This is a genomic window from Microcoleus sp. N9_A1 (assembly GCF_036701795.1).
GTDB lineage: Bacteria > Cyanobacteriota > Cyanobacteriia > Cyanobacteriales > Microcoleaceae > Microcoleus.
In genome coordinates this window covers 1-1,706 of record NZ_JAUBRI010000175.1, presented here as the reverse complement: position 1 = coordinate 1,706, position 1,706 = coordinate 1, and the positions used below count along the sequence as shown (strand labels likewise).

2 protein-coding genes are annotated in these 1,706 nt (G+C 42.0%); one reads left to right on the top strand and one right to left on the bottom strand.

The genetic code is table 11. The annotated features are described in order from the left end of the window. Positions 1 to 9: 9 nt before the first annotated feature. A complete protein-coding gene (locus QUA58_RS31240) occupies positions 10 to 1,356 on the bottom strand; it encodes a transposase (RefSeq protein ID WP_333397999.1) in 1,347 nt (448 codons plus the stop codon). A gap of 61 nt (positions 1,357 to 1,417) precedes the next feature. Here QUA58_RS31240 and tnpA point away from each other — a divergent pair. Next, the coding region (tnpA, locus tag QUA58_RS31235; protein WP_333397998.1) for an IS200/IS605 family transposase at positions 1,418 to 1,706 on the top strand (289 nt) is incomplete at its 3' end.

Genomic DNA, 1,706 nt, shown 5'->3' with positions numbered 1-1,706 from the left:
TTGACACTCTCAGGGCTGAAGCCACTGAGATTCTGCGGACAAAGCAGCTTTAGGTAACACCCAAAGTTTTACTCTCGCTACGGTGGTCAAACACCGTCTACACAGTCGGTCAAGTTTTACACCTAACTTACTGGCTACTTTTCTTAAGATGTTGGCAGCCCCATTCAGATCCGCGTTGATTACAGTTCCATCACCCGAACGATACAGTCCACGTTTAATTCGCTTTCCAGATGCTTTCCACCCAGGCGGTTTTTCACCATACTTGGGTAGGGAGTCTCCATCGAGAAAGCTACTTTTGGAAGTATATGCTTCTTCTGTTTCCGTGAACTTAATGCCGTGCAAATTGCCAAGCTGTTTTAAGCGATCTTTCAATTTCCCTAAGGGCATTTGAACAAACTTCTGATTGTTCAATTTGCCCATGTCAACATTAGATTTAAACCCTTGGTTCCATCCAATTACTAGATTACCGATACCGTATTTTAAACAATGGTCAACGATTAATTTTGCAGCCTTGTTGACACCATCGCGCATTTGGTGATTGCGTTTGCGGGTTACGCGGTCTAACCAACTGTCCCAATAACCCGTGGGCTTTCCTTCTCTCCTAGTCGCTACTTTCTTATTCCAAAGTTGATTCATCCCCTTCATGGCGCGAGCATCAATTAAGAAGGAGTTACCGAGTGTGTCAATACAAGCTGCTAAATTATCAGCGGTTCCCAAATCAATTGATAGTGCTTGATCGTAATCTAAATCGTGTTGCTTACCTTCTACTTCGTAAGACATCTCCAAGTAGAAAGCACCATTTTTTGGGAGAATCGTGAATTCTTTAACTTTTGTATAGTCAATATTTGACGGCATAGGTAGAAGGAATTCTGAAATCCCAAACCAGCGTCTAACTGCTAAGCCCAAGGAAAATCTCAACTGATTACCAATCAATACTGGCTTTAATCCTCCAGAATTTGGGTATGCAACTTTGAATAATTTCGCTCCTTTCAAATACCCCGGAGGCTTAGGTCTAAAAGGCAATTGACCTTCATTGTACAAGGCTTTTAATTCTTTAAAGCTTTTAAAAGCCTCTGCAACCGACATCAAAGTTTGTTGCATGGGTGTCGAAGGCAACGACTTGGCAACCATCGACTTAGAAATTGACGGTTCAAAAGACAAGTCGAATTTTCCGGTCAGCAGTTTTCCAGTCTTAAAAAATGTTTGGCGAGCGAAGTAAACAGCGCTATTGTACAACTTGCCGGATTGCCGACAAAGATATTGCAACACGGCCTCAACTTCTTTGTTTGGGGACAGCAATACTTGCTGCACTCCCATGGTTTTCTTGACTTTAGCCACCTCTTTTTCCTGAAACATGGTTGATTTATTTAGTTGAGGTGAGTATAGTGGATAAGTCAACTCATAACAACAAAACTTTATGTTACCACTTCCAGAGTATCAAACCCACAACCACGTCAAATTCTTGCTTAACTACCATTTTGTGTTTATCCCTAAACGCCGGAAGAAAGTTCTGGTCGGCAGTATAGCAACTAAGCTGCGTGAAATATTTTTAGCGCTTTCAATCGAGAAAGGTTGGGATATCTTAGCTCTGGAAGTAGCGCCAGATCATGTACATTTATTTGTGGCGGTCAAGCCAATGGATACTCCTGCGTTAGTCGTTAAAGCCTTCAAGGGACGTTCTAGTCATAATTTAAGGGCTGAATTTC